The following is a 21,492-nucleotide window of genomic DNA, read 5'->3' as shown; positions in this document are numbered from 1 at the left end:
TCCATCCACCGAAAGGACCTTCGTGAGTCCCTCACCCTTTGACCTCACCTCCCTGCTGGGCCACGCGCCCGCCACCGATGACGCCTACCTGTCCGTGGTCTCCCAAGGCCCCGGACGAAAGATCGCCACCTCCCTGGGGCTGCCCGCCCCGGTCGCCCTGCGTCGACACGACCCCGACACACCCGCAGTTCCCGGCCTGGTCCTGGTGCTCGGTGCCGGCAGCGGCACGACGACGACGCCCGGGTCCGACCCCGATGCCGACGCCCTCGCCCAGCACCTGCTTACCCGAGGTTTCGAGGTGCACCGTCACGGTGACGGGCTGCGTCGCGTCGGCGCCGTGGTGCTCTGCCTGACCGGTCTCACAGAACTCGGCGGGCTGAGCGCTCCCGCACTGGAACTCGGCGGGCTGCTGCGCTCCCTGGCCCCCGGTGGCCGGGTGATCACGATCTCCCGACCGGCCGACGGCGTGGCGGCGGGCGGCGCTGCCAGCCTGCCCACGGCGGCCGATGACCCCGCTGCCGGAACGGCGGCGGGAGGCGCGCCGTTCGACGTCGTCGACCGCAACGCGGCCCGTCAAGGTGTGGTGGGCTTCCTCCGCTCCGTGGCCCAGGAGATGCGCGGAGGGGCCACGGCCAACGGGATCCTGGTGGCCGACGGCGTGGCCGCCACCGCGCCGTCCGTGCTGGGCGGGCTCGACTTCCTGCTCTCCGGGCGCAGCGCGTTCGTGGACGGCCAGTTCCTGGTGGTCGGCTCCGATGCAGGCCCCGAAGGGCTGGCCACCGCGCCCCAGGGCGAGACCCCGCTGGACCGGCGCGTCGTCGTGGTCACCGGGGCGGCCCGGGGGATCGGCGAACAGATCGCCCGCCTGCTGCACGCCCAAGGGGCGCGAGTGGTACCCGTGGACGTTCCGGCCGCGGGACAGCCGCTGTCCGAGCTGGCCAACCAGCTGGGAACCGCCTCGCTGCCCCTGGACGTGACCGCTCCCGATGCGGGCACGCGCATCCTGGAACACTGCAAGACGCGGTACGGGCGGATCGACGGGATCGTGCACAATGCGGGCATCACCCGGGACAAGATGCTGGCCAACATGGACGAATCCCGCTTCGCCTCCGTCCTGGCGGTCAACACGGAGGCCCCGCTGCGGATCACCCGCCAGCTGCTGGCCGATCCCGCCGCGGACGGTCTGCGTGTGGTGGGTCTGGCCTCGACCTCCGGGATTGCGGGCAACCGCGGGCAGACGAACTACGCGGCCTCCAAAGCGGGGATCGTCGGGATGGTGGCCGCTTTGGCGCCGGTGCTGGCCGAACGCGGCGGGACGGCCAATGCGGTGGCCCCCGGTTTCATCGAGACCGAGATGACGGCCAAGATCCCCATGGCGCGTCGGCAGGTGGCACGCCGCCTCAACTCCTTGCAGCAGGGTGGTCTGCCGCTGGACGTCGCGGAGGCCATCGCCTTCCTGCTTTCGGACGCAGCGGCCGGCATCAGCGGGCAGACCTTGCGCGTGTGCGGACAGAACCTGGTGGGAGCCTGAGATGACGACGACGCCGAACACACCAGCCCCCGAACCGACGCCCGGACAGGGACAGAACCGACGTGCCGGTGAGGGCGAGTCCCCGCAGGGCATCGTCCTGGACACCATGCCCGCACTGGGCGGTCTGTATGCGAAGGCCGCTGCCGGCACCACCGCCCGAGCGGCCACGCTCGGGATGCGCAGGGCGTTCAAGGGCCTTCCGTTGCCCGTCCCCGGGAAGGGAGCGCGTGCCGGGAGCCGGTCGGGTCGGTCGAACCCACGGCTTCCTGACGTGGAGATTGTGGTGCCCGCCGTGGAGGTCAAGGCCACCGAACACCGTGCTTTCTGCGAGGTGGTGGGTGCCCGGATCAGGGCAACGTCCACGGGGGCGGGCTCCGGGACCGAGGTCTTCAGCGGTTACCTGCACGCCCTGGCCTTTCCGGCGGCCATGGTCCTGCTCACGCGCAAGGACTTCCCGCTGCCCACGGTGGGTCTGGTCCACCTGGCCAACGCGGTCACCCAGACGGAGACCGTCCTGGAAGGTGATCTCCTGCAGGTGAACGTGCGCGCGGAGAACCTGCGTCCGCACCGCGCCGGGACCGCCGTGGACGTGGTCGCGGAGCTGCGACGCAGCCCGGATGCGCCGCCGATCTGGGTCGGGCGTTCGGTCTACCTGGCCCGCGGCACCCGGATCCCCGGGGCCGAGGGCTCACGCAGCACGGATTCCGGGACGACGACGCAGAGCGCAGCCGGGGACGGGACCCGGCCGGAGTTCGTGCCTCCCGTGCCCACGGCGCGCTGGCAACTGGGGGCGGACACGGGCCGGAAGTACGCCGCCGTGTCCGGGGACGTGAACCCCATCCACCTGAGTGGACCCAGCGCCAAGGCCCTCGGTATGAAGGGGGCCATCGCGCACGGTATGTACACGGCCTCCCGGGCGTTGGCGCTGCTGGACACCTCCGCGCCCCTGACCTGGGAGGTGGAGTTCGCGACCCCCTTGGTGTTGCCGGGGTCGGCGGCGGTGGCGGTGCAGCGTGATGGCCGCGGCGAGAACCTCCGCTCCGCCACGGTCACCGTCTGGAACGCCAAGAAACGCAAACCGCACGCCACGATCAGCGCGACCCGCTGAGCCGTGCTCACCGGTCCGGGTGTCGGGCCCTTGGGCCACAATGGACCGGTGAGCACGCAGATCGAAACCGCCCAGGCCGACCGTCCGACCGACGAGCTGCGCGAGGAGTACGCGCAACTGGTGGAGGCGGTCCGCGAGGCGCGCACGGCCTACTACGTCCAGGACGCCCCGACTCTCTCGGACGCGGAGTATGACCGGCTCTATCGGCGGCTGGAGGAGCTCGAAGGGTTGCACCCGGAGCTCGTGGCCAATGATTCGCCCACGCAGGAGGTCGGCGGGGAGGTCTCCGCGGCCTTCGCACCCGTCAAGCACCTGGAGAAGATGTACTCCCTGGAGGACGTCTTCTCCATCGACGAGCTCCGCGCCTGGCTGGCCCGCGCGGAGGCCTCCGTGGCGAACCTGCACGGGGCACCTCCCGCCCAATGGTTGACGGAGTTGAAGATTGACGGCCTGGCCGTGAATCTGCTCTACCGCCACGGCAAGCTGGTCCGCGCGGCCACCCGCGGGGACGGCACGACGGGCGAGGACGTCACGCACAACGTCCAGACCATCAAGACCATCCCCGCCGAACTCACCGGGGACCAGATCCCGGAGGAGATCGAGATCCGCGGGGAAATCTTCATCTCCACCCAGGACTTCGAGCGCGTGAATGCCGAACGCGTGGCCGAGGGCAAGCCACCGTTCGCGAATCCGCGGAACTCCGCGGCCGGTTCGCTGCGGCAGAAGGACCCCGCGGAGACGGCCAAGCGGCCCCTGTCCATGTACGTCCACGGCATCGGCGCGGTTTCCGGTCTGCAGATCACCCGCCAGTCCGAGGTCTACGACCACATGGCCGCGTGGGGCCTGCCCGTGAGTCCGTACTCACAGGTGCTGGACTCCGTGGACCAGGTCCTGGAGTTCATCGAGCGTTACGGGGACCAGCGGCATTCCCTGACGCACGGGATCGACGGCATCGTCATCAAGATCGACGACCGGGCCACCCAGCGCCAACTCGGCCACACCTCGCGCACTCCGCGTTGGGCCGTGGCGTACAAGTACCCGCCCGAAGAGGTCAACACCAAGCTGCTGGACATTGCCGTGGGCGTGGGGCGCACCGGACGCGTCACACCGTACGGCGTGATGGAGCCCGTGACCGTTGCCGGCTCCACGGTCTCCATGGCCACCCTGCACAACCAGGACGTGGTCAAGGCGAAGGGTGTTTTGATCGGCGACACCGTGGTCCTGCGCAAGGCGGGCGACGTGATTCCGGAGATCGTCGGCCCCGTCGTCGCGCTGCGGGACGGCACGGAACGTGAGTTCGTGATGCCCACCCACTGTCCGTCCTGCGGGACCCCTCTGGCTCCCGCCAAGGAAGGGGACGTGGACATCCGCTGCCCCAACTCCCGGTCCTGCCCCGACCAACTGCGGCAGCGGGTCTTCCACGCCGCGGGCCGCGGCGCCTTCGACATCGAGGCGCTGGGGGAGGAGGCGGCCAAGGCCCTCACGGACCCCGACGGCGCAACGGCTCCGCCGTTGACCTCGGAAGCGCAGCTGTTCGATCTGACCCCCGAGGAGCTGGCCGACGTGATGATCGCCCGTCCCAAGCGCGGGCGCGGCGCGGCCGACGGGGAGACGGAACTGGTTCCCTACTTCTGGACCAAGCCCACGGCCAAGAAGCCGTCGGTTCCCAGCGCGAACACCAGTCGTCTGTTCGACCAATTGGAGAAGGCCAAGGAACAACCGCTGTGGCGGGTGCTCGTGGCGTTGTCGATCCGACACGTGGGCCCCACCGCGGCGCGGTCGCTGGCAACAGCGTTTGGCTCCATGGAGCGCATCCGAACCGCGACCGAGGAAGAGCTTTCGGCCACCGACGGTGTGGGGCCCACGATCGCCCGCGCCGTGATCGAGTGGTTCGCGGAGGACTGGCACCGGGAGATCGTGGACGCATGGGCAGCGGCAGGAGTGCGCACGGAGGACGAGGTCGACGACTCCGTCCCCAAGGTCCTGGAAGGACTGACCGTGGTGGTCACCGGAACCCTGGAGAACTACTCCCGTGACACCGCCAAGGAGGCCATCCTGCTGCGCGGCGGCAAGGCCTCGGGCTCCGTGTCCAAGAAGACCGACTATCTGGTGGCGGGAGCCTCGGCGGGGTCCAAGCTGGACAAGGCGGAGTCCCTGGGCGTGCCCGTCCTGGACGAGGAAGCCTTCGGCCGCCTGCTCACCCAGGGACCGGAGGGTCTGGCCGGCTGACAACTGTCGCTTGAGGCGGAACACGCCGCGGCGAGAATGTGATGAAGGTCACATTTTATGGACGTGTCCATAAGATCCGGTGGGTTCGGTCACAAACCTCGTGACCGTTCCGTGATGTGGCTGTTATGGTCTTGTTACCTTGATTTCGCGGGGTGCACGGCGTCCGTGCGTGGAATCAGGGGCTGTTCGTGGGGCTGGAAGTCGTTGCGTCGCGTCCATGCAAATGGATGGACAACCTTCCATGTTGACCCGAATCACACGCCCAAGGGGTGACAGTGACGAAATCGTTACTGTACTGTGATCTTCGAACTTCCCGCGGGGGACTCCCCGTTCAGGGGATTCACCTCAGCGGACTGGCTGTTCGTCAGCCGCCACAAACGAATCCCGGGTATTGCTCAACCGTCATCGCTGTCCGCGAGCAATGCCTGAACCTCGATCCATAGATTTCGGGAAGACAGCGACGCAAGGACGCCGGGGACGGCACGAGCGTAGACGGGACCGCACAGGAGCTAGTTGTGAACAAGAACTTCAAGAAGACCATCGTTGCCGGCACCGCCACCGTCATGGGCGGCATCGCCCTGGCTGGTGCCTCCGCTCCCGCCAACGCGGTTGACTGGGATGCCGTGGCTCAGTGCGAGTCCGGCGGCAACTGGGGCATCAACACCGGTAACGGTTTCTCCGGTGGCCTGCAGTTCACCCCCTCCACCTGGGCTGCCTACGGCGGACAGGGTGCTGCGCAGGACGCTTCCCGCGAGCAGCAGATCGCCGTCGCCGAGCGCGTGCTCGAAGGCCAGGGTATCGGCGCATGGCCGACCTGCGGTCAGCTGGGCCTGGGTGGCACCACCTCCAACGTCTCCACCCAGTCGGTCGAGACCCCCGCCGCTCCGGCTCAGCAGGCTCCGGTCGAGCAGGCTCCGGTTGCCGAGGCCGCTCCGGTCGAGCAGGCCCCCGTTGCTGAAGCTGCTCCGGTTGAGCAGGCTCCGGTTGCCGAGGCCGCTCCGGTCGAGCAGGCTCCGGTTGCCGAGGCCGCCCCGGTTGCCGAGTACACCGCTCCGGCTGCCCCGGTCCAGACCGAGGCCGTTGCCACCTCCGGCACCTACACCGTCGAGTCCGGCGACACCCTGGCTTCGATCGCCGCGAAGCTCGGCATCGAGGGTGGCTGGGAGGCCCTGTATGCGGCCAACGCCGACTCCGTGGCTGACGCGAACATGATCTTCGTGGGCCAGACCCTGAACATCCCCGCCTGATCATCACCTGATCACGGGATGAGGTGACTCGTTCACCATCCATGCACCAGGACCCCGTTACCGCAACCGCGGTAGCGGGGTCCTGTCATGTCCGGGCAAACCCGACGGACCGGACCGGCCCGGTGCGACGGGGCCGAAACGGTCCGAGGAAGGCTCAGCGCAGCAGGGAGGGCTCCCTGTTCTCGACCGTGGCGTCCTCCAGCTCCGTGCGCTTGGCGCCCTTGGTGCCCTTGACCTTGTACGCCTGGATCACCGTCAGGCTCACGCCGTCCACGTGCTCGACCTCCGCGATCAGCGCTGAGGCGCCCGAACGGTCCGGCAACGTGGCGCCGAAGGCCAGCGCCGCCCCCAGCAACTCCGCGGCGGACTCTCGGGTCCAGTTCCGGAGCGAGTCCAGGGCGTCCGCGGGGCTGGACCGTTGCAGTTCCTCGGGGGAGAGGCTGTGCAGTTCGAACTCACCGTCCCGCCGCGCGACGACGACGAACGGTGGGAACGCACCGAACTGCTCGAGTTGGTCCAGCACGACCGCCTGGACGTGCGCCGTCATCTGATCGACGGCCGATGCCGTGGCCGTCGAGATTCCCTGCCGCCACGCGTTCGCGGCATCCTGGGACCGTGTGCGCCGGGTGCTGGAGGGAGTCGAGGGGTCCTTGGCCGCAGCCCTGGCGCGCCGGGCGGCGCCCCGGTCCTTCTTGGGCTTGCCGGACTTTGCCTGTCCTGCCCGGGTCTTGCCCGGGGCGGACGTCGAGGGTTTCTGGGATCCTGATGCCACGGAGGCTCCTTGTCTGGGGTACGTGCTGGTCGACCGAACTCCGGTTCGGAGCACCCCGCACGGGGTGCGATCAGGCGACCGCGATCTCTTGCTGCCACCAGAGTATGTGTCGGAAGCGTCTGCGCGCCGTGGCTAGACTGGCCGGGTCGAGCCGCCGCCGTCGTCGTCGTGCGTGCTGCCCCGCCCCACGGGCGCCGTGGAAGCACCCGGATGTTGAGTCCGGCCCGACCCCTGAACCCGAGAACAAGGAGCGTGCATGTCCGAGATCACACGTGACACCGTCGCCCATCTGGCGACGTTGGCGCACATCGAGATGTCGGAGGAGCAACTGCAGGCCATGGCCGGCGAACTGCAGCAGATCGTGGGTGCCGTGGCGCAGGTCAGCGAGGTTGCCGGGGACGACGTGCCCGCGACCAGCCACCCGCTGCCGCTGCGCAACGTGATGCGCGAGGACGTGGTGGGCGAACCGCTGACGGCCGAGGAAGCGCTGTCCGGAGCCCCGGATGCCGAGGACGGGCAGTTCAAGGTGCCCGCGATTCTCGAGGAAGACTGAGGACCAGCACCATGACGCAGAACATCATCGAACTGTCCGCGGCCGAACTCGCCCAGAAGCTGGCCGAGCGTGAAGTGACCTCCGTGCAGGCGGTCGAAGCGCACCTGGAGCGGATCGCCGCGACCGACGGCCGCCCGGTGGAGGCCGACAACCCGTACGCGGGCAAGACCGGTCTCAACGCCTTCCTGCACGTCAACACCGAAGAGGCCCTCAGCGTGGCCGCGGAGGTGGATGCGGCTCGCGAGAGCGGCGAGGACCTTCCGGAGCTGGCGGGCGTGCCGATTGCGGTCAAGGACCTGATCGTGACCAAGGGGCAGCCCACCACCGCGGCCTCCAAGATGCTCGAAGGGTGGATGAGCCCCTACGACGGCACGGTGACCCAGCGTCTGCGCGCGGCCCGGATGCCCATGCTGGGCAAGACCAACCTGGACGAGTTCGCGATGGGCTCCACCACCGAACACTCCGCGTACGGCGTGACCCGCAACCCCTGGGACCTGACCCGTATCCCGGGTGGGTCCGGTGGCGGTTCGGCGGCCGCGGTGACCGCCTTCCAGGCGCCGTTGGCGCTGGGCACGGACACCGGCGGATCGATCCGTCAGCCCGCCGCGGTGACCGGTTCCGTGGGCGTGAAGCCGACCTACGGCTCCGTGTCCCGCTACGGCGTGATCGCCATGGCCTCCTCCCTGGACCAGGTTGGTCCGTGCTCGCGCACCGTCCTGGACGCCGCGTTGCTGCACGAGGTGGTGGGCGGTCACGACCCGCAGGACTCGACCTCCCTGACCGACCCCGCCACGGGATTCGCCTCTGCCGCCCGTGCCGGTGCCGCCGAGGGTGGGCTCAAGGGCCTGCGCGTGGGTGTTGTGAAGGAACTGACCGGCGAGGGCTTCCAGGCGGGAGTCGAGCAGCGTTTCCGCGAGGCCGTGGACCTGCTGCGCTCGGCCGGTGCCGAGGTGGTCGAGGTGGAGACCCCCAACTTCCGCTACGCGTTGGGTGCCTACTACCTGATCATGTCCTCGGAGGTCTCCTCCAACCTGGCCAAGTACGACGGCGTCCGGTTCGGCCGCCGCACATTGCCCACGGACGGCAACCTGACCATCGAGCGGGTCATGGGTGCCACGCGCGCGGCCGGTTTCGGCGCCGAGGTCAAGCGCCGCACCATTCTGGGCACCTACGCCCTGTCCGCGGGGTACTACGACGCCTACTACGGCTCCGCCCAGAAGGTCCGCACGCTGGTGCAGCGGGACTTCAACGCGGCCTTCGAGAAGTGCGACGTCCTGATCTCCCCGACGGCGCCAACCACGGCGTTCCCGATCGGTTCGGTGGACGAACACGCGGACCCCATGCAGATGTACCTCAACGACGTCGCCACGATTCCGACCAACCTGGCCGGTGTTCCCGCGATCTCGCTGCCCGCCGGCCTCGCGCCGGAGGACGGACTGCCCGTCGGCGTCCAGTTCATGGCCCCCGCCCGTGAGGACGCCCGGCTCTACTGCGCCGGTGCAGGCCTGGAGGCATTGCTGACCCAGGCCAACGGCGGGCCGATCTGGAAGGACCTGCCCGACGTCGTGACCGCCGTGAACAATCTCCCCGGAACCACTTCCGCCGTCGCCACCGAAGGAGCCGCCAAGTGAGCGCCGACATCCTGTCCTTCGAAGAGGCCATGGAGAACTTCGATCCCGTGCTGGGATTCGAGGTTCACGTGGAACTGAACACCAAGACCAAGATGTTCGACGCCGCCCCCAACGCCTTCGGGGACCAGCCCAACACCAACACCACGCCGGTGTCCCTGGGCCTGCCGGGCGTGCTGCCGGTGGTCAACAAGAAGGCCGTGGAATCCGCCGTGCGCCTGGGGCTGGCGCTAAACTGTTCGATCGCCCCGGTGTCCCATTTCGCGCGGAAGAACTACTTCTACCCGGACACCCCCAAGAACTTCCAGACCTCGCAGTACGACGAGCCGATCGCGTTCGATGGCGAGATCACCGTGGAGCTCGAGGACGGAACACCGTTCACCATCGAGATCGAGCGGGCCCACATGGAGGAGGACGCCGGGAAGCTCACCCACAAGGGTGGCGCGACGGGTCGGATCCAGGGTGCGGAGTTCTCCCTGGTGGACTACAACCGCGCCGGTGTGCCGCTGATCGAGATCGTGACCAAGCCGATCGTCGGTGCCGGCGACCGCGCGCCCGAACTGGCTCGCGTGTACGTGGCCGCGATCCGCGAGATCGTGAAGAACCTGGGGATTTCGGACGCCCGCATGGAGCGCGGCAACGTGCGTTGCGACGCCAACGTGTCCCTGATGCCCAAGGGCTCCACCACATTCGGCACGCGTTCGGAGACCAAGAACGTGAACTCGCTGCGCGCCGTCGAACGTGCCGTGCGCTACGAGATCCAGCGCCATGCCGCCGTGCTCGCGGCCGGGGACGCGATCGTGCAGGAGACCCGGCACTGGCACGAGGACACCCGGTCGACCACCTCCGGTCGCCCGAAGTCCGATGCCGACGACTACCGCTACTTCCCGGAGCCCGACCTGGTGCCCGTGGTGCCGGACCCGGAGTGGGTGGAGCAACTGCGCGCGGAACTCCCGGAGCCGCCGTCCGAACGGCGCAAGAAGCTCAAGGCTGAGTGGGGCTACTCGGACCAGGAGTTCCGCGACGTCGTCAACGCGGGTGTGCTGGACGAGATCGAAGCGACCATCGCCGCCGGAGCCACCGCGGGTGCCGCCCGCAAGTGGTGGATGGGCGAGATTGCGCGCCTGGCCAATGTGCGCGGTACGGAGATCGCCGAGCTCGGCGTGACCCCGGAGCACGTGGTGGAGATTGAATCTCTCATCGGCGCCAAGACCATCAACGACAAGATCGCCAAGCAGGTCATCGGCCACATCGCCGCCGGCGAGGGATCGCCCGCGCAGATTGTGGAAGCCCGGTCCCTGGCCGTGGTCTCCGACGACGGCGTGCTGCTCACCGCGATCGACGACGCGATGGCGCAGATGCCCGACGTGGTTGCCAAGGTTCAGGCGGGCAAGGTTCAGGCCGTCGGGGCCCTGATCGGTCCCGTCATGAAGGCGACGAAGGGTCAGGCCGACGCGGGACGCGTGCGCGAACTGATTCTGGAGAAGCTCGGGATCAACTGAAGGCTCCGCTAGGCCCGGGATCAACTGAAGGCTCCGCTAGGGTGGTGACATGGAAACACTAAGTAGGGTTACGGTCGCTCCCCGTCGCTTTGTGGACCTTGCCATCCGCGGGTACCAGCGGTATCTGTCCCCCCGCAAGGGCTACACCTGCGCCCACCTGGTGGCGCGCGGTGGCCAGTCCTGTTCGGCGGTGATCCGGGGCATCATCGCCGAACGCGGGGTGCTGCGCGGCGTGGTTCCCACCCTGGCCCAGTTCGCCGCGTGCCATCAGGCCGCCCTGCTCCTCAGCACGCAGCCCTCGCGTGTGCAGGGCGTGTGCTGCTGCGGCGGTATTCCGATCCCGTTCCGGTTCTAGTCGCCGTCACGGTCACCGGCTCCGGGGCAGGGGGCCCGGTGGGCGTTTCCGGTCACCGGGGGCGGTTCGCCCGCACGTGATTCGGCGGGGCGTGGACTATTCTCAGCCCATGCGCGGACTTCAACGATCGGTGCGTGACCGTCCACTGGCGGCGGTCCTGGCCACCCTGATCGTCTCTCTCATCGTTTCCTGGCGGATGGCCGTCCGGGACTGGCCCTGGGAGATCGTCTTCCTGGTCCAGCCCGTGGCCGTTCTGCTGATCTGGTTCCTGATCACCAAGCGGGGAGTCCTGGCTCTGGGCTTCCCGGGGTGGGACAAATCGGTGGGCTCCGCACCCGCCGTGCTGCCCAAGCTCATGGGCGCCGACGTCCGCTCCGGGGCGCAGAAGCTGCGGGCGTTGTGGATCGCACTGTTGTTCTCCGGGGCCATCACGGGGATCACCTCCGCACTGTTTCTGGTCACGGGCGCGACCACACCGATGGGCGTGTGGCTGCCACGCGCCGGACTTTTCGCGGCGTTGGGCGCCGTGGTGATCGGTGTGCTGGCCACCGCGCTGCCCGAAGAACTCGTCTATCGCGGAGTTCTGGTGCGGCTCAGCGAGAGCCGTTGGCATCCCGCGGTGGTGATCGCCGTCAGCAGCCTGTTGTTCTCCGCTGCGCACGCAGCCAATCTGTACAGCAACGGGGGGTCCGGTCACTGGGTTCTGATGCGTCTGGTGGAGCTTGCGGTTCTGGGCGCGACCCTGACCTGGGCGTCCCTGCGTACGGGCGCGTTGTGGATTCCGCTGGGTTGGCATGCGGGCGCGAATCTTGCCGGGTACTTCGTGGAACTCGTGTGGGTCCCGCAGACCGTGGCGTTGTGGCCGGTGTTCCTGACCTCCATCGCCACGGCACTGTTGGTGATCCCGCTGGTCCTGGTCCTGGAAAGGTTGCCGCCCAAGCGAACGCCCATGTGGGCTGTGAGTTCCTGATCCGTGCCGTCAGACCAACCCCATCCGCTCCAAGGCCCACGTGTCCTCCCACGCCGTGTCCCGCCACTGCTGGTAGCGGCCCGACGCACCACCGTGGCCGCCGGCCATCTCGATCCGCATGATGACCTGATCGGCGGCATCCGGACGGGCGTGGCGGAGGGCGGCCACCCACTTGGCGGGTTCGACGTACAGCACACGCGTGTCGTGCAGGGACGTGACCGCGAGGATCGGCGGGTAGGCGACGCCGGGGTCGGTCGAGATGTTCTCGTACGGGGAGTACGCCTTCATGTACGCGTAGACCTCCCGATCCTCGATCGGATTGCCCCATTCCTCCCATTCCAGCGCGGTCAAGGGGAGTTCCGGCATGAGGATGGAGGTCAGCGGGTCCACGAACGGGACGGAAGCCACCGCCCCGCGGTAGAGGTGCGGTGCCAGGTTCAACACGGCGCCTACCATGAGCCCTCCCGCGGAACCACCCATGAGGACCAGCCGGTCGGCATCGACGTCGGCCCGCCGTCCCACGTGCTCCGTCACGGCCACCACGTCCGTGAACGTGTTGTTCTTCCGCAGCTTCTTCCCGTCGTCGTACCACGCACGGCCACATTCCCCGCCGCCGCGGGCGTGGGCGATGACCCACACCGCACCGCGGTCGAGCAGGGAGATCCGGGAGTAGGAGAACGCCGGGTCCATGCTGATTTCGTAGGAGCCGTAGGCGTAGACGACGGCGGGGGCGGGCTCCAGGAGGCCGCGGCGGCGGATCAGGGTCACGGGGATGCGCGTGCCGTCGATGGCGGTGGCCCAGTCCCGTTCGACCTCGTAATCGGCGGGGTCGTAACCACCCAGCACCGCTTTCTCTTGGCGGAGAACGGGGACGACCTGCGAGGAGTTGTCCGGTGTGCTGCCGGTCGAACTGCTCGAGAGGATCAGGTCGAAGATCCTGGTCGGGCGCAGGAAGGTCTCCACGGCGAACCTGACCACGGGGGAATCGTGTTCGGCGGCGATCAAGTTCACGGAGGCCAGGTCGCCGTCGTCGTTCCACACGCGGGTGACCGGGGCCTGGTCCGGGGTCCCCAGACCGGCCAGGGGGAGGAGCAGCACGGTCGGCAGGGTGTTCTCCCGCACCGACACGAGCAGGTGGTCCGCGGTCACGGCGAAGCCCTGAAGGCGCAGGTCCTCGCGCGGCGAGATGACGTCCACGGCCCCGGCCCGGTCCAGCGGCAGCCCCAACCGGTCCAGCTCCAGGAGCGAGAGCCGACCGTCCGCGGCACCGTGGTCATGCGAGACCAGGACGACGTCGCGGCCGTCCACCCGCACCGGTTCCGCCTGGTAGAGCACGCGCTCACCACGGGGAATCACGACTGTGGGGGCCGTGCCCGGAGCGGCGTCGAGCGGCAGGATCGACACCTCGGAGAACTCGGAGCACCCGGCATCCAGGACCAGCCACCGGCGATCCGCCGACAGCCCGGCGCCGAGCCAGAGGCCCGGGTCCTCCTCCTGGGCGATCAAGGCGTCTGCGTCCAGTGGGGTGGTGGCGCTACCGGCCCCTACGTCGTGGCGGCGTACCCGCCAGGGGCGCCAGGAGTCGTCCACCTCGGTGTAGTAAACCGCGCGGCCGTCGGGGGAAAGGAACGCGCCGTAGGAGGTACCGGGGATTTCGTCCGGGAGGACCTCTCCCGTGGTGAGGTCCTTGATCCGCACGGTGAAGCGCTCATCACCCGTGGTGTCCGCGGCCCACAGCATCCACCGGCCGTCCAGGGAGACGTCCCACGCGCCCAGGGACCAGAAATCGTGTGCGGCGGCTTCCGCATTGCCGTCCAGCAGGACCTCTTCGCCGGGGAGGGCAACGCCGGGTTCGACGACGGGTGGGGTCCAGGCGTCCTCGGAGTCCAGCGGGGCCGTGGCAGGCACCCGGCATCGGATCCCGTGCTCTCCGCCTTCGACCGTGCGCCCGAAGTACCACCAGTCGCCACGACGCCACGGAACGGACAGGTCGGTCTCCTGCACGCGACCCTTGATCTCCTGGAAGATCTGCTCCCGAGTGCTGGCCAGGTGTGCGGTGCTGGATTCCGCGAAGGCCGTTTCCGCCTCCAGGTGGCTGATGACCTCCGGGGATTCCTTGTCCCGCAGCCATTCGTAGGGGTCCCGGAAGCGGTCACCGTGGAACTCACGGACGCTGTCGCGTCGTTCGGCGACCGGGGCGTGAACGGGAGCGGGAACTGAAACGGTGCTGTGATCGGCTGCGGCATCGGTCATGGCGTTCAACCTATCGCGGCCGGACTGGTGAGCGGGCCGGGGCGTCGTCGTCGGACGGCACAATGGGGCCATGACGGAAGCGGAACGCCGGGACGAGCACTGGCAAGGGCACGAGGACAGGCGTCCGGAGGAATTCGGAGGCCGACGGGCCGATCTGTGGGTGCAGATCCTGCTGGTGCTCGGGGTCTCTCTCGGCGCGAGCGCTCTGTGGGCGATCCTGAAGATCGCCGAGGTCATGACCACTTCGTCGATCGCGCAGTCCCACGCGACCATGAATCAGCCCATGAGCGATGTCCCGGTTTTCGACGTGCTGCGTCAGGTGCTGACGATCGTCCTCGCCCTGGTGCCGGTGCTGCTGGCGCTCTACCTCCTGGCAGGTTCCGCCGGGCAGCTGAGAACCGTGTGCCGCCAGATCGGGTTGGACCTCAGGGCACCGTGGCAGGACCTCGCGCTCGGAACGCTGTTGTTCGTGGTCATGGGTCTGGGCACGCTGGGCATGTATCAGGCCGGGCGGGCTCTGGGGCTTACCGCGGAGCTGACCACCAACGGTGGCGGGACCGAGTGGTGGAGTGTGCTCTTGCTGATCGGACAGGCTGCGCGCCACTCGCTGGTTGAAGAGGTCATCGTGGTCGCGTTCCTGGCCGACCGGCTCCTGCGCGTGGGGTGGGCGTGGCCCGCCGTGCTGATCGGGTCGGCGCTGCTGCGCGGCAGCTACCACCTGTACCAGGGGTTCGGGCCGACGCTGGGCAACGTGGTCATGGGGCTTGTGTTCCTGTGGATCTACCGGCGCACGGGGCGGGTCATGCCCCTGGTCGTCGCGCACTTTCTGCTCGACGCCGTCGGGTTCCTGGCGGGGGCCTACCTTTTCGGATCCTGAGCCCCGGTTGCCCAGCCCTGCTCCGTCGTCGGTTCCCGGCTTGCAGTTCCGACGGTGTGCCCGTGACAATGGGAGCGGTCACGAGAGCCAGCGTCAAGCCCCAGCTTGCTGGCCGGCAACCCTCCAACCGCGGTGGGGTGCCCTGGGTGAGGACCGGGCCGGACGCGACCGCGTCACGGCAAGCGCGGGTCGCGGACCCGGACCCGGTGCGGGACTGCGCCGGCTCCGGCTGGGACCCCTGAGACCAGGAGCCACCGTTGAGCAACACCCCCACCCCCGCACAGCCCGCCGGCTGGAACTTCGAGACCCGCCAGATCCACGCGGGCCAGGAACCCGACCCAGTCACCGGTGCACGGGCGCTGCCGATTCAGCAGACCACGTCCTTCGTCTTCCCGGACGCGGCGACGGCGGCAGATCGGTTCGCGCTCGAGCAGCTGGGCCCCATCTACACCCGGCTCAACAACCCGACCACCGAAGTGGTCGAGAATCGGATCGCCTCCCTGGAGGGCGGCGTGGCCGCCGTCATGGTGGCCTCCGGTCAGGCCGCGACCACGTACGCCATCCTGAACATCGCCGGTTCGGGCGACCACGTGGTGGCCAGCGCCTCCCTCTACGGCGGCACCTTCAACCTCTTCAAGTACTCGCTGGCCAAGTTGGGCATCGAGGTCACCTTCGTGACGGATCCCGACGACGTCGACGCCTGGCGGGGCGCCGTCCGTCCCAACACCAAGGCCTTCTACGCCGAGTCGATCCCCAACCCGCGCAATGACGTCTTGGACATCGAAGCCGTCTCACGGATCGCCCACGAGTCCGAAGTCCCGCTCATCGTGGACAACACCGTCGCCACGCCGTACCTGGTGCGGCCCTTCGAGTGGGGGGCCGACGTCGTCGTGCATTCGGCCACCAAGTTCCTGGGCGGACACGGCACCTCGATCGGGGGGTTCGTGGTCGACTCCGGAAACTTTGACTACACGCGTTATCCGGAGCGGTTCCCGGAGTTCGTGAATCCCGATCCGTCGTACAACAACATCGTTTTCGGAGAGGTGTTCGGGACGAACGGACCCTTCGGCGCCAACCTCTCCTACGCGCTCAAGGTGCGCACCCAGCTGCTGCGGGACCTGGGCGCCTCGATCTCCCCGTTCAACGCGTTCATGATCGAACAGGGCATCGAGACGCTGTCCCTGCGCATGGAGCGACACGTGGCCAACGCGCAGAAGGTCGCCCAGTGGCTCGAGGGCCACGACGGCGTCCGTTCCGTGTCCTACGCGGGCCTGGAATCCTCGCCCTGGCACGAACGGGCCACCCGCTACGCACCGAACGGGGCCGGCTCTGTGCTCGGTTTCGTCCTGGACGGCGGGGCCGCCGCGGGACAGGCCTTCGTGGACGCGCTGGGGCTGCACTCGAACGTGGCCAACATCGGTGACGTGCGCTCGCTGGTGATCCACCCGGCCTCCACCACGCACTCGCAGCTGACCGCGGACGAGCAGCGGGACGCGGGCGTGGATCCCGGATTCGTGCGGCTGTCCGTGGGGCTCGAGCACATCGACGACATCCTGGCGGATCTGGAACTGGGCTTCGCGGCTGTCGCGGGGTCCGGCTCCGGAACCGAGCCCTCGGAGAACGGAGCGTCCTGAGATGACCCTGGTCGGGGGCGGGCGCACGGGGGCCCCGGACTTCGTCCGTGAGGACGGTGTGCTCGCGTACGTGGACGTGGGCGACCTCCCGCTGGAATCCGGGGTGGTCCTGCCCGGCGTGCGGCTGGCCTACGAGACCTGGGGTGAACTCGACGCGGACGGTTCGAACGCTGTCCTGGTCGAGCACGCCCTCACCGGCGACGCCCACCTGGCTCCCGGGCGTGCCCGCGAGCACGCCCCCGAGGTGGAACGCACCCGCGCGGAAGCCCCGGGGTGGTGCGAGGGTCTGGTCGGCCCCGGACGGGTGATCGACACCGACCGGTACTTCGTGGTCTCGATCAACATGCTCGGCGGGTGCTACGGCTCCACGGGTCCGGCCACGCCGGCGCCGTCGTCGGTGGACCCGACCGGTGCGCCCTGGGGCTCGCGGTTCCCGTTCGTGACCATCCGCGACGGGGTGCGGGCGGAGGCCGCGGTGGCCGACGCCCTGGGCATCCGGCAGTGGCGGCTGGTGATCGGCGGGTCCATGGGCGGGGCGCGCGCCCTTGAGTGGGCGGTGACCTTCCCCGACCGGGTGCGGGCCTGCGGCGTGGTGGCGGCCTGTGCGGCGTCCAGTGCCGAGCAGATCGCGTGGGGGCAGGCGCAGAACCTGGCCCTGCGGCAGGACCCGGCGTTCCGCGGTGGCGACTACTACGACGGCGAGTTCCCCACCGTTGGGCTGGGCCTGGCGCGGCGGATCGCGCACATCACCTACCGGTCCGCGGCCGAACTGCAGACCCGGTTCAGCCGTGACCCGCAGCCCGGTGAGAGCGTGCTGGGTTCGACGGCGGGGGACCGGGGACGCTACAAGGTCGAGAGCTATCTGGACCACCAGGCCTCCAAACTGGCCGATCGGTTCGACGCCAACTCGTACCTGACGTTGAACGAGGCGTTGATGAGCCACGACGTGGCCCGTGGGCGCGGGACGTTGCGGGAGGCGCTGGCACGTACCCGGTGCGACTGGCTGGTGGCCGCCGTCGACTCCGATCGGCTCTACTTCCCGTCCGAATCCGACGCGCTGTGCGAGGCACTGCCCGTGCCCGTGACCCGGCAGACCATCCGCTCCGACGCGGGCCACGACGGCTTCCTGATCGAAGACGCGCAACTGGGCGAGCTGGTCGCCCGCACGGTCCTGTCGTCCACCCCCGCCGAACCCTCCCGAAACTCGCCCATCACCCCCTGATCCGCGAGTTTTGCGAGGGTTCGGCGGGGGTGGAGGGGCACGGTCCGGCTCCACAGACGACGGCGGACCGGCACACACAGGTGCGACGTCCCCAGGTGGGTGCTTGAAGGCTACGGGGTGTGCCTGTCCCCGGGGTGTGCTGGGTGCATGCCCACACCGCGTCACCGACCGCCGGACAGTCTGATGGACCGATGGTTCACGGTCCGGGAAGCCACCGAAGCCGGACTGACCCGCAGCCAACTGTGGGGGTCTGCCTACACGTCGATCACGCGCGGGGTGTGGGCCGTGAGCGCTTCAGACGTACCTGAACGATCCGGGATGGTCGGGCCCGGGACACCCGAGGGCCTGGCTGCTCGTCTTCCCGCGCTGCAGGAGGTTTGCCCGGACAGTGCGGCGAGCCACGTCACGGCGGCAGTTCTGCTGGGCTTCCGCCTCTCCCAGCGCGTGGTGGAGTCCCCGGCGGTACACCTCACCTGCGTGGGTCATGGGAACCCGCCGCGCGGGCCTGCTGTCCAGGGGCACGAATGTCTCCCGGCCCTCGAAGACGTCTGGGAGGTCGACGGCATGCGGGTGACCTCGCCGATCCGCACCTTGATAGACCTGGCCGGCGCGTACACGCGGCGGAAGTGCCCCGTGTTCTCGGACTCGGACCTGGTGGGCATCGTGGACGGTGTGATCAACGAACACGAGACCGGGATCAATGCGGGGCGCCCCGCACTGCGGACCCGGTCCGGGTTGGCACAGGACCTCGGCGGGTTCCACGGATGTCGCGGTGTAGCGAGGCTGAGATCCGCGCTGGACCGCGCCGCCGTCGGGGTGGATTCGGTCTTGGAGACGAAGGTGCGCCTGTTGCTGGAGGACCACGGGCTCACGGGGTGGACGACCGACCTCCAGCTGCAGGCCCCGGGCCACCGTGCCGTGTGGCCTGATCTGGCAGACGTGGAGCACCGTATCGCCATCCAGGTTGAGGGTGCCCACCATGACGGGCACGATCAGCGACTCCGCGACATCGAACGGCAGCGCGCCACGGAGGCCCTGGGCTGGACCGAGATCCGTGTGATGGCTGCCGACCTGAACCCTGATCCCCTCGGCCAGGGTGGCACCGTGCCCCGCGTGGTCCGTATGGTCCGCGCAGCCCGGAAACGCTCCCTCCCACCAGCCGAACCCTCCCGAAACTCGTTCATCACGCCCTGATCTGCGAGTTTCGGGAGGGTTCGGCGGAAGGGGGTGGGGCGGAATGGGAGGATGGGGCCCATGGCTGAGAACTTGGTTGACGAATTGACCGTTGCGTGGAACCGCGACCCCGCCGCCGACCCGAACGCGCCCCTGCTGGTGATGTTCCACGGATTCGGTGCGGACGAGAACGACCTGATGGGCCTGGTCCCCGGTCTGCCCGACGAATTCGTGGTGGCCTCCGTGCGGGCCCCGCAGCGGGAGGGCTACGGCTACCGTTGGTTCCCGCTCTACAGCGACGAGGCGTTCGACGCCGCCCAGGTGCAAGCGGCCCTGGAACCCGTGGTCGCGTGGGTTCGGCAACAGGCCGAGGGGCGGCCATCCGTGTCCCTACTCGGCTTCTCCCAGGGCATGTGCATCGCGACCTCGGTGGTCCGCGCCATGCCGGGGGAGATCGCCGCCGTCGCGGGGCTCTCCGGCTTCACCCTCCCGGACCCGCTGCCCATGTTCCGGGACGGAGCCCTGGAGCAGGAACCCTTCAAGCTGTTCTGGGGCCGCGACCCCCAGGACCCCGTGGTCAACGAGGCACTGGTCAACCAGTCCGCCGAATGGCTGCTGACCCACGCCGATTCCACCAAGGTCCAGTACCAGGGAATGGGCCACAGCATCGCCCAGCAGGAACTGCGCCACGTCAACGAGTACCTGACGCACCACGTGCTCAAGGCCTGACCGCAGGGGACAAGCCTCCGGCCCGTTGCGACCTGGCCGACCGGTTCAGGAGTCCGAACGGATCACGACCGACTCGGCGTTGAACGTGATGACGTCCCCGTCGCGTAGTTGCCGGCCGCGCCGGTCCTCGATGTCACCGTTGACCTTGACCAGACCGTCGTCGATCACGGTCCGGGCCTGGGCACCGTCCTCGACCAAACTGGCCAGTTTGAGGGCCTGGCCCAGGCGGATCATCTCGTCGCGGATCGGCAGTTCTGCAGGTTCGGGGGTCTTAGCCATACCCCCATTTTTGCTGATCGCCGATGAGGTGCCAGGCCTCCGGGGCTCGGTGTGGGCACATTAGCCTGGAACCGTGTCCTACGCAGCAGATGATGGCTTAGGCCCGCCAAACCGCCCGAACTCTGACTCGAACGCAGCCCCCGGTTCCAATACGGCTCAGGGCCGACTGGCCGGTCTGCTCGTACAGGTCGCGGCCGTGTTGTGTGGATCCGGGATGGCCGTGCAGTCCCGCGTCAACGGGGAACTCGGGACCCGGACGGGGGATCCCACCGGGGCGTCTCTGGTGAGCTTCGGGACGGGCCTGATCGTCGTCATCGTCCTCGCACTCGCCCTGCCCAAAGGACGGGCGGGCACACGACGACTGGCGACCTCCCTGCGTGAGCGGCATCTGCCCTACAGTTTTCTGCTCTCCGGTGTGTTCGGCGCTTTCCTGGTGCTCGTGCAGACCTTCACCACGCCCCTGGTGGGAGTGGCTGTGTTCATCCTTGGGGTGGTTGTGGGCCAGTCCCTGGGCGGTTTGGTCGTGGACCGGATCGGGTTTGGACCGGGCGGTGCCAAACCCCTCACGGGGTGGCGAATCGCAGGCACCGCCGTGATCGCCGGGGCGGTCGTCCTGGCGGAATCGCCTCGGTTCGGCGCAGGGCAGGGGAGTGCGACGACGGCGGGCCCCGGTTTGCTGGTGCCGCTGGCACTCCTGCAGGTCCTGGCGGGTGTCGGTGTGGCCGTTCAGACGGCCATGAACGGCCGAACGGCGCAGGCGGCCGACACGCCCATCACATCCACGCTGGTGAACTTCGCCGGAGGAGCAGTGGGGCTGACGGTCACCGCCGTGATCTACCGCGCGGCGGCGGATCTCCCGCCATGGCACTTCCCACCGGAATGGTGGCTCTACACGGGCGGGATCGTGGGACTGGTGTTCGTGGCGGCCGGTGCGGTGCTGGCCCGGGTGATCGGTGTCCTGCGGACAAGCCTGTCCTTGACCGCGGGCATGCTCTCCGGGGCGCTGGTCCTGGACCTGCTGGCCCCGACTGCAGGGAACTTGATCGAGCCCGTGACCGTCATGGGTACCCTGCTGACCTTCCTCGGGCTCGTACTGGCGACCCTGCCGTGGAAGGTACCTCGAGATCCGGGCAACAGGCCGGATGCTCCCTGACATGGCGTCAGCAGGAGCCCTGACCTTCCTGAGACCACAGGCTCTCGACCAAGTCGCGACGACGACGTCGGCCCCAACGTCGGCCTCGCCGCTTTGGCGGCGGTTCGGTGGCGCCGGGAGTCGCTGAGGATCGCCGTCGTTCGTTACCCTTGACCGAGCGCCGAACCGGCGCGATCTTCGTGTTGTCCACATTGCTGCCCGAACGCCCGATCGGCCCCTCAGGGTCCACCGGGGCGGGCAGCCCCACGCCAGGCCGCAGCCAGCGGTCGCGGCAGAG

The 21,492-nt window shown here is 68.9% G+C and carries 18 protein-coding genes and 1 riboswitch; of the genes, 15 read left to right on the top strand and 3 right to left on the bottom strand.

Annotation, left to right across the window (positions count from 1 at the left end; genetic code table 11):
• The first annotated feature begins 22 nt into the window (after nucleotides 1–22).
• The 4 genes from GWK18_RS04945 (at nucleotide 23) to GWK18_RS04930 (ending at nucleotide 6,115) form a co-directional block, all read left to right on the top strand.
• Entirely contained in the window at nucleotides 23–1,531 is a 1,509-nt protein-coding gene (locus tag GWK18_RS04945; protein ID WP_348535836.1) for a 3-oxoacyl-ACP reductase, read from the top strand.
• Nucleotide 1,532: 1 nt separating this feature from the next.
• Complete coding sequence (locus tag GWK18_RS04940; RefSeq protein ID WP_166833602.1) at nucleotides 1,533–2,639, top strand: MaoC/PaaZ C-terminal domain-containing protein; 1,107 nt, start codon at nucleotides 1,533–1,535, stop codon at nucleotides 2,637–2,639.
• 48 nt (nucleotides 2,640–2,687) lie between these two features.
• Nucleotides 2,688–4,868: an NAD-dependent DNA ligase LigA gene (gene ligA / locus GWK18_RS04935; RefSeq protein ID WP_348535835.1), complete on the top strand. Its 2,181-nt coding sequence runs from the start codon at nucleotides 2,688–2,690 to the stop codon at nucleotides 4,866–4,868.
• Nucleotides 4,869–5,383: 515 nt separating this feature from the next.
• The gene (locus GWK18_RS04930; protein ID WP_325049540.1) at nucleotides 5,384–6,115 is read left to right on the top strand and encodes a transglycosylase family protein; all 732 of its coding nucleotides are present in this window, start codon (nucleotides 5,384–5,386) and stop codon (nucleotides 6,113–6,115) included.
• A gap of 154 nt (nucleotides 6,116–6,269) precedes the next feature.
• Here the strand turns inward: GWK18_RS04930 and GWK18_RS04925 are convergent, their stop codons facing one another.
• On the bottom strand, nucleotides 6,270–6,887 hold the full coding sequence (locus GWK18_RS04925) for a hypothetical protein (RefSeq protein WP_166833598.1): 618 nt from the start codon (nucleotides 6,885–6,887) through the stop codon (nucleotides 6,270–6,272).
• Nucleotides 6,888–7,143: 256 nt separating this feature from the next.
• Between GWK18_RS04925 and gatC the strand changes: the two genes are divergently transcribed.
• The 5 genes from gatC (at nucleotide 7,144) to GWK18_RS04900 (ending at nucleotide 11,895) form a co-directional block, all read left to right on the top strand.
• Nucleotides 7,144–7,440 carry an Asp-tRNA(Asn)/Glu-tRNA(Gln) amidotransferase subunit GatC gene (gene gatC / locus GWK18_RS04920; RefSeq protein ID WP_123825135.1) on the top strand — a complete coding sequence of 99 codons (297 nt, stop codon included), beginning with the start codon at nucleotides 7,144–7,146 and terminating at the stop codon, nucleotides 7,438–7,440.
• Between the two features lie 11 nt (nucleotides 7,441–7,451).
• A complete protein-coding gene (gatA, locus tag GWK18_RS04915; RefSeq protein ID WP_123825136.1) occupies nucleotides 7,452–9,071 on the top strand; it encodes an Asp-tRNA(Asn)/Glu-tRNA(Gln) amidotransferase subunit GatA in 1,620 nt (539 codons plus the stop codon).
• The gene (gene gatB, locus GWK18_RS04910) at nucleotides 9,068–10,570 is read left to right on the top strand and encodes an Asp-tRNA(Asn)/Glu-tRNA(Gln) amidotransferase subunit GatB (RefSeq protein ID WP_166833596.1); all 1,503 of its coding nucleotides are present in this window, start codon (nucleotides 9,068–9,070) and stop codon (nucleotides 10,568–10,570) included. The genes gatA and gatB overlap by 4 nt, the downstream gene beginning before the upstream one ends.
• Nucleotides 10,571–10,619: 49 nt before the next feature.
• The gene (gene yidD / locus GWK18_RS04905; RefSeq protein WP_123825138.1) at nucleotides 10,620–10,925 is read left to right on the top strand and encodes a membrane protein insertion efficiency factor YidD; all 306 of its coding nucleotides are present in this window, start codon (nucleotides 10,620–10,622) and stop codon (nucleotides 10,923–10,925) included.
• Nucleotides 10,926–11,034: 109 nt separating this feature from the next.
• The gene (locus tag GWK18_RS04900; protein WP_123825139.1) at nucleotides 11,035–11,895 is read left to right on the top strand and encodes a CPBP family intramembrane glutamic endopeptidase; all 861 of its coding nucleotides are present in this window, start codon (nucleotides 11,035–11,037) and stop codon (nucleotides 11,893–11,895) included.
• Between the two features lie 9 nt (nucleotides 11,896–11,904).
• Here the strand turns inward: GWK18_RS04900 and GWK18_RS04895 are convergent, their stop codons facing one another.
• Nucleotides 11,905–14,148, bottom strand: coding sequence for a S9 family peptidase (locus tag GWK18_RS04895; RefSeq protein WP_166833594.1), 2,244 nt, complete (start codon nucleotides 14,146–14,148; stop codon nucleotides 11,905–11,907).
• A 70-nt stretch (nucleotides 14,149–14,218) separates the two neighbouring features.
• On the opposite strand from GWK18_RS04895, the gene GWK18_RS04890 reads away from it, so the two are divergent.
• From GWK18_RS04890 to GWK18_RS04870, 5 genes are all read left to right on the top strand, one after another.
• Nucleotides 14,219–15,025, top strand: a complete 807-nt coding sequence (locus tag GWK18_RS04890; protein ID WP_123825141.1) for a CPBP family intramembrane glutamic endopeptidase — start codon at nucleotides 14,219–14,221, stop codon at nucleotides 15,023–15,025.
• A gap of 76 nt (nucleotides 15,026–15,101) precedes the next feature.
• A riboswitch (SAM riboswitch) is annotated at nucleotides 15,102–15,216 on the top strand.
• Nucleotides 15,217–15,282: 66 nt separating this feature from the next.
• Nucleotides 15,283–16,659, top strand: coding sequence for a bifunctional o-acetylhomoserine/o-acetylserine sulfhydrylase (locus GWK18_RS04885; RefSeq protein ID WP_166833592.1), 1,377 nt, complete (start codon nucleotides 15,283–15,285; stop codon nucleotides 16,657–16,659).
• A 1-nt stretch (nucleotide 16,660) separates the two neighbouring features.
• Nucleotides 16,661–17,881 carry a homoserine O-acetyltransferase gene (locus tag GWK18_RS04880; RefSeq protein ID WP_166833590.1) on the top strand — a complete coding sequence of 407 codons (1,221 nt, stop codon included), beginning with the start codon at nucleotides 16,661–16,663 and terminating at the stop codon, nucleotides 17,879–17,881.
• 183 nt (nucleotides 17,882–18,064) lie between these two features.
• Nucleotides 18,065–19,075 (top strand): hypothetical protein, encoded by a 1,011-nt coding sequence (locus GWK18_RS04875; protein WP_166833588.1) that lies wholly within the window; start codon nucleotides 18,065–18,067, stop codon nucleotides 19,073–19,075.
• A gap of 60 nt (nucleotides 19,076–19,135) precedes the next feature.
• Nucleotides 19,136–19,783 carry a phospholipase gene (locus GWK18_RS04870; protein WP_245192868.1) on the top strand — a complete coding sequence of 216 codons (648 nt, stop codon included), beginning with the start codon at nucleotides 19,136–19,138 and terminating at the stop codon, nucleotides 19,781–19,783.
• A 45-nt stretch (nucleotides 19,784–19,828) separates the two neighbouring features.
• Here the strand turns inward: GWK18_RS04870 and GWK18_RS04865 are convergent, their stop codons facing one another.
• Nucleotides 19,829–20,062 carry an RNA-binding S4 domain-containing protein gene (locus GWK18_RS04865; RefSeq protein ID WP_123825146.1) on the bottom strand — a complete coding sequence of 78 codons (234 nt, stop codon included), beginning with the start codon at nucleotides 20,060–20,062 and terminating at the stop codon, nucleotides 19,829–19,831.
• 73 nt (nucleotides 20,063–20,135) lie between these two features.
• Here GWK18_RS04865 and GWK18_RS04860 point away from each other — a divergent pair, with 73 nt between their 5' ends.
• Nucleotides 20,136–21,215: a DMT family transporter gene (locus GWK18_RS04860; RefSeq protein WP_348535834.1), complete on the top strand. Its 1,080-nt coding sequence runs from the start codon at nucleotides 20,136–20,138 to the stop codon at nucleotides 21,213–21,215.
• Nucleotides 21,216–21,492: the final 277 nt, after the last annotated feature.

The sequence above is a fragment of the Kocuria sp. JC486 genome (assembly GCF_011602805.1).
GTDB classification, from domain to species: Bacteria; Actinomycetota; Actinomycetes; order Actinomycetales; family Micrococcaceae; genus Kocuria; species Kocuria soli.
This window is presented reverse-complemented; position numbering and strand designations above follow the sequence as displayed.

Coding starts and splice junctions, on each gene's coding strand:
- GWK18_RS04940 (WP_166833602.1), top strand. CDS start 1,533: ATGACGACGACGCCGAACACACCAGCCCCCGAACCGACGCCCGGACAG.
- gatC (WP_123825135.1), top strand. CDS start 7,144: ATGTCCGAGATCACACGTGACACCGTCGCCCATCTGGCGACGTTGGCG.
- gatA (WP_123825136.1), top strand. CDS start 7,452: ATGACGCAGAACATCATCGAACTGTCCGCGGCCGAACTCGCCCAGAAG.
- yidD (WP_123825138.1), top strand. CDS start 10,620: ATGGAAACACTAAGTAGGGTTACGGTCGCTCCCCGTCGCTTTGTGGAC.
- GWK18_RS04900 (WP_123825139.1), top strand. CDS start 11,035: ATGCGCGGACTTCAACGATCGGTGCGTGACCGTCCACTGGCGGCGGTC.
- GWK18_RS04895 (WP_166833594.1), bottom strand. CDS start 14,148: ATGACCGATGCCGCAGCCGATCACAGCACCGTTTCAGTTCCCGCTCCC.
- GWK18_RS04890 (WP_123825141.1), top strand. CDS start 14,219: ATGACGGAAGCGGAACGCCGGGACGAGCACTGGCAAGGGCACGAGGAC.
- GWK18_RS04880 (WP_166833590.1), top strand. CDS start 16,661: ATGACCCTGGTCGGGGGCGGGCGCACGGGGGCCCCGGACTTCGTCCGT.
- GWK18_RS04875 (WP_166833588.1), top strand. CDS start 18,065: ATGGACCGATGGTTCACGGTCCGGGAAGCCACCGAAGCCGGACTGACC.
- GWK18_RS04870 (WP_245192868.1), top strand. CDS start 19,136: ATGGCTGAGAACTTGGTTGACGAATTGACCGTTGCGTGGAACCGCGAC.
- GWK18_RS04865 (WP_123825146.1), bottom strand. CDS start 20,062: ATGGCTAAGACCCCCGAACCTGCAGAACTGCCGATCCGCGACGAGATG.